General features: G+C 43.4%; 2 protein-coding genes. Both read left to right on the top strand.

All coding sequences use genetic code 11. The features are described from left to right. Positions 1 to 493, top strand: a 493-nt coding sequence (locus A3762_RS15390; protein WP_156493489.1) for a sigma-70 family RNA polymerase sigma factor, incomplete at its 5' end; no start/stop codon positions are given. Next, positions 460 to 1,016 (top strand): ChrR family anti-sigma-E factor (locus tag A3762_RS15385; RefSeq protein WP_068756460.1); only part of this gene is annotated, 557 nt, incomplete at its 3' end. The genes A3762_RS15390 and A3762_RS15385, both read left to right, overlap by 34 nt.

Raw genomic sequence — 1,016 nt, 5'->3', positions numbered from 1 at the left:
ATCTTCCAGATTAAAAGCCTTCGCGATGCAATGCGGAGCTTCAAGCGCTGACGCTGAAGAGCTTCTGCAAGAATGCATGATCATTGTGTGGCGTAAAGCGCACACTTTCAAGCCAGAGTCGGGCAGCGCGATCACTTGGTTGTACACGATCGTTCGAAACAAAAGAATTGATATGGCTCGCAAAAGTCGTCATGAAACTGTGCAGTCGGACGACCTCTGGGCCGAAGAAGGTTCAGAAGAACTAGAGACGCAGATTTCAGGAGAACTTGAAGGCAAGACAGCACGAGGAATGCTGAAGCACCTTCCAGAGGTCCAAAAGCAAGTGGTTTTCAAAGTGTACTTTGAAGGCAAATCACATAGCGAGATAGCGGCAGATCTTGATTTACCACTAGGTACAATCAAATCTCGTCTAAGACTCGCAATGAAGAAATTAGAAAACGTAGCAAAAGAGCAAATGTCATGGCTAATTATCATCCTAATGATGAACTTTTGATGTCCTTTGCAGCTGGGCAACTAGCTGATGCACTAGGACTCATGGTGGCATGTCATGTTGAATCATGTCCTAAATGTGCAGAAAAAGTTCGTAACTTTGAGTCGCTTGGTGGCGACATATTGAATCAATGTTCCGAAGAAGTCGTGTCTGATTCTCTATTAGACGAGACCTGGGCAAAAATCGAAATGTTTGAAAGAAATAAAGTTTCTCAAGAGAGTTTCGAAAAAGCAGCAAACGAAAAGCGCATAAACATACCGCGCCCGATGCGCAGGTTTATCAAAGAAGACTTTGATCAATTAGATTGGAGTGGCTTCAGCAAAAACATCAAAGAGGTAAACCTCAATATTGATGATGAGCGCTACACAACGAAGCTATACCGAATTAAAGCTGGTTCAAAGCTTCCAGAGCATACACACAAAGGAACGGAGTACACCTTAGTGATGCAAGGTTCGTTTTCCGATAAGAGTTGCAAGTACAATCAAGGTGATTTCATTCTCGCAGACGAAAATACTAAACACCAGCC

Source organism: Oleiphilus sp. HI0125 (genome assembly GCF_001635355.1).
The sequence above is the reverse complement of the archived record's forward strand: the minus strand, read 5'-3'. Positions and strand labels throughout refer to the sequence as shown.